Raw genomic sequence first — 4,437 nt, 5'->3', positions numbered from 1 at the left:
GGCCAAGGCGTGAGAGGAGGCCGTCGGCCCTTGCAGGCCGATTTCAAGCGTCCAAGAGCCTCGTAAAGCCTCTCAGGACCGTTCCGGCGCCCGCTTCAGCTTCGAGACGTCCGTGGACGCGCTGCCGTCTCCTGTGACCATCAGATCAGGAGTTTCCGCACGGTCTGCCTAAGTTTTGCGACACCCGTTCCGGGCGGGCCCGCGTCGAGGTAAGAAGGTGTCGCAAAAGTTTGTCGCAAAACAAAATCGTTTTGCGATAGGTTTTGCGACACCGACCGGGCCATCCGGCACTTTCGTCCAGGACCGACCCCATGCTGACCGGCTACGCCCGTGTTTCGACCGACGACCAGGATCTCACCCTTCAGCGCACGGCCCTGAAGGAGGCGGGCTGCAAAAAGGTGTTTGAGGAAAAGGCGTCCGGTGCGAAACGGGACCGGCCTGAACTCGCCCGGATGCTGGAGCAGCTGCGGGAAGACGATGTCGTCGTGGTGACTCGCCTCGATCGGCTTGCCCGCTCCACCCGCGACTTGCTCGACGTCGCGGAGCGGCTGAGGGACGGGGGCGCCGGACTCCGTTCGCTCGCCGAGCCTTGGGCTGACACGACCTCCCCGGCAGGTCGCATGGTGCTGACCGTCTTTGCCGGCATCGCGGAGTTCGAGCGATCTCTCATTGGAGAGCGCACCACCTCGGGGCGGAAGGCTGCCCAGGCTCGGGGCGTCCGGTTCGGGCGGCCATCAGCGCTCACGGCCGAGCAGGTCGCGCTCGGGCGCCGATTGATCGAGGAAGGCAAGAGCGTGCGCGAGGTGGCGCGCGTAATCCTCAAGTGCCACCCCGCCACCCTGTATCGGGAACTCGGTCGATCGCCGGGCTCGTGAGAGCATCGCGGTTTAGGATAAGGCCTGCCACGTCTTCAGGTACACCGCCGTGGCAGGCAGGCGTGGTCCGAAGGGCCAAGCTGCAAGACTCGCCCCATTCTTAATCCCCTGTAGGGCCAACAGGCGTCGGCCTCCTGAACGCGGAGAACGCGCGAGGCTTGATCGCTGACCAGCTTTGAGGCTGATATCCGACGATCTGCGTGAGAGATCGATGAAGGCTCGTTCGCACCATGACGCAAGAGGCTGGAGGGAGAGGCAAGCATGCCCGACGAGGATCACCATCTCACCATCTCACCTGAGATTGCCACATTTACATTCCTGCAAAGTCACTCTCCTCGCATCAATCATCGCAGCGCTGGTGAGATTGCGACCGGCACCGGTTCCGATCGCGTACCGCTGATTTTCGCGGTCAACGACAAGAAAGGAAGGCATTCGGGTTATCTCACCTTGGACAAGGCATTGGATCGTTTTGGGCTCACTATGTTTCCAGACGCGTGGGGGAAAGCGCCTTGTTGGCATGAGATGCCATTCAAAACGAGTGCTGATCGATCGGGATACATCATGCCCCGAATTGGCAAACCTCCCTTATCGAAAAAAGGAAAAGTTATCTCTATTCCTCTGGACACATCAGATTACGACAGCACCTTTTTAGGCCACTGTGCGGAAATGTACTGGCGCGCATGCAGAGGCTTTAGAGCGGTTTTAATAAAAAAAGAACTACTTTTATATGCCTCCGATCCTCAGACGACGAAAAAGATGAAGATTAGGTCCCGCGGCATATTAAGGGATAAGCACGTCGACATATTTTATACAGGGACCGCTCCGCATCGATGCGATGACGGAAAAGTCAGACGTTGCAGGTTGTATGTCGGAAAGCGCGCATTTGACCGCTGGATTAGCTGGCCGACCTACGAACGCCTTGTTCCGATATTGAGGACGACTATCGACAGCGTCGCAAGCACTAATGGCTTTAGCATTACGAAGGACATCTGGAACAAGACGATTGCACCTATCTTCAATGAATACGAGATTGGATACTTAGGTCAGTTTATGAAACAAAATGTGTTCGAAAAACTGCCTGCCCGTAAAAGTAGAGGGCGCCCAAACAAAGTACCAAAGGACGTCTTTCAACGACATATGGCCGAACTGACCGCCATGGTGTCGGCAGAAATAGCACAATTTCAATCAAACCTGGCAGCCGGACATGGTGGGCCAAGCGGCGAGATCAGCGACGCGTCCTTAAAATGACTCGGTGGAAGGGAGCTGTCGGGGAGAAGCGACTGCTACCCTGTGATCTGCCAACGATTTTCCCAAAACCCGTGGAGTATCAGCATTTTAAATTAAAATCGCCGTACTCGGATTTGTTGTCATTTTAAGCTGCCGAGAATGGAACCACACTCCCCCTTGTCGCAATCAGTGAGGGAGACCGATGAAGCCAAGCAACCCGGGCGCGAAAGCAACCCGGAGACAACGACGCATAGCGCGCAGAATGGCAGCACTGGGCGTCCCCGATTTTGAGACCCCGGCGGACTGCGCCAAACGTCAACAACGCATGGTGGGCCGCTTGCGAAGGCGGGGAGCAGGCCGGGAGACCACGGAAGGCCTCGCGGACTGCTCACCCAAATCATGCGGAATGTTTGAGTGCCGAGACGGGTGCCACTTTGCGGCACGACGCTTTCGCCACGAAATGGTCCCTCGAGCTACCAAGATCTTTGAGCAGCGCGAGGGGCCCCTATGGTTTGTCACAGTCATTCACCCCGACTGGTCATGGCCGACCACCGAACCCTTCAGCCCCGATAGGATCAGACAGGCACAAGATTGGCTGGCCACTCGACTGGAAAGGCTCGGTAAGCGCAACCTACTAGCTATCGGATCTTGGGAGTTCTGCCTCAACATTGAACTGGATGGAACATGCACATGGAGTGGTCACCTCCACTTCATCATCGCAGGTGTCACCTATGATGCTCTGGAGCAGGCATTAGCGATCTCAAAAGTAGAGGCAACTGCCTCGGGATCGAGGCCACTGATGATCAAACCCGTCGTCAGTCGTCTGGCTAGGACCATCGCCTACTGTATCAAGATGAACTCCGAACAGAGACTGGCCTACCGAGACAAGACAGGACGCAAAAACCGCAACCATCTTCCGCTACGAGCGCCAGAGCAGTACTACTTTGATCACGCACTCTGCTCCATAGACAAGGGTGCAAGAGTGTTCTGGTTTGATGCTTGGCCCTACATGCCAGATGGCATCCGAATCAGAGAAGTCTGATTTGACGTAATGGCCTGACTAAATGCGTAAAACTGCATAATTATGTGTGCATATCTTCAATTAGTGAGATGAGATCAAAGGAAGATCCAATGGAAGAGCAGACTCCTGAGAGTCCGAGCATAACGATGTGTAAGGTGCTAGATCTAGGCGACGATAAAATTTGGAAAAGATTCTGCATTCCTCTCGGCAACGGTCGTCCCGAAAAAAATATCTTCCTACCAAATAACGAACCTTCATCAAAGATCGCAAGAGAATTACGGCTTTATACGGACGAGATATCACCGGCACTCTCGACCGCTCGAGCGCAAATCGAGAAAATCACACAAAGCGCCCCCCCTTCACCGATACTCGGTCTAAGATGCCAGGGGTGGCACGAGGACGTCTATATCACACGAGATTGGAAGAGAGGAGATACTGAAAACAAATTTTGCTTCTTGCACACCAAGATTTCCGAAAAACCTCATAGGAAAGGTTCTCTACGCGCTTATATAAGGGGAGTCGTAGAGCCAAGCCGAGAAAGTACCTACTTAAGCTTCGTTTTAATGTTGGGGCTTGCAGGTCCGATACTCAAGTTTGCGCTTCTTCCAGAAGGGGCCGTTTTCCACCTGTTTGGCTCTTCAACTTCGGGCAAGACAACGTGTGCCAAAGTAGCTGAGACCATCAGCCGCTCACTTTATGACATCCCGGGATGGCATCAGACCCTGCGGCGAATGCAAGAACTCGCGGCAGAACGGCGCGATCAGCTACTCACATTAAATGCTGCAGAAAAAGCACGAACAAATGACCAAGCTATAATCCTGCACACACTTACTCACGAAGTCTCCGAGGGTGATGGCAAAGGTAGGTCGCAGGCAGTCCAGGAGTGGCTTCCCAATCAAACATCGAGGTCACCTGTTCTGAGCACAGGAAACTATTCGGGCGCGGCCATGGCAAGAGCGAGCAAAATCGAGTGGAACCGTCAAGAGGAAGCACGATTTATCTCCATTCCCGTTCCCGCCGCGGTCGACGGTGGTATCATCGATAGACCTCACCAACCTCGGACAGAGGAGCAAAATCGGCAACTGATCGAACAGATAACTGGAGTAGCGCACGACAACTATGGAGTGGCTCTACCGAAGTGGGTTAGATCACGTCCGTCAAGGTGGTGGAGAATTGTTGGGTGCTCACCGCAGGCGCTTGAGGGGCGTCAGGCTGCGATATGGGTCAATGTTGCCGGCTGCTCGTCGGTGCGGCCGGCCATGGTTTCGAGCGTCATGTATCGGTGTTGGAGCTGCCACTCGTCGTTCTGTTCGA

The 4,437-nt window shown here is 54.9% G+C and carries 3 protein-coding genes and 1 pseudogene; all 4 read left to right on the top strand.

Annotated elements, in window-relative coordinates; all coding sequences use genetic code 11:
• Nucleotides 1-311: 311 nt before the first annotated feature.
• Nucleotides 312-875: a recombinase family protein gene (locus D3273_RS27225; RefSeq protein WP_129230118.1), complete on the top strand. Its 564-nt coding sequence runs from the start codon at nt 312-314 to the stop codon at nt 873-875.
• Between the two features lie 261 nt (nt 876-1,136).
• A complete protein-coding gene (locus D3273_RS27220) occupies nt 1,137-2,123 on the top strand; it encodes a hypothetical protein (protein WP_129230116.1) in 987 nt (328 codons plus the stop codon).
• A gap of 778 nt (nt 2,124-2,901) precedes the next feature.
• The gene (locus tag D3273_RS27215; RefSeq protein ID WP_129230114.1) at nt 2,902-3,144 is read left to right on the top strand and encodes a hypothetical protein; all 243 of its coding nucleotides are present in this window, start codon (nt 2,902-2,904) and stop codon (nt 3,142-3,144) included.
• A gap of 68 nt (nt 3,145-3,212) precedes the next feature.
• A pseudogene (locus tag D3273_RS30095) lies at nt 3,213-3,983 on the top strand (DUF927 domain-containing protein); the annotation flags it as partial.
• Nucleotides 3,984-4,437 lie beyond the last annotated feature (454 nt).

Origin of the sequence: Lichenibacterium minor (assembly GCF_004137685.1) — a bacterium.
Classification (GTDB): Bacteria; Pseudomonadota; Alphaproteobacteria; order Rhizobiales; family Beijerinckiaceae; genus Lichenihabitans; species Lichenihabitans minor.
Note: the sequence above shows the minus strand (reverse complement) of the source record. Positions and strands in the feature narration are given on the sequence as shown.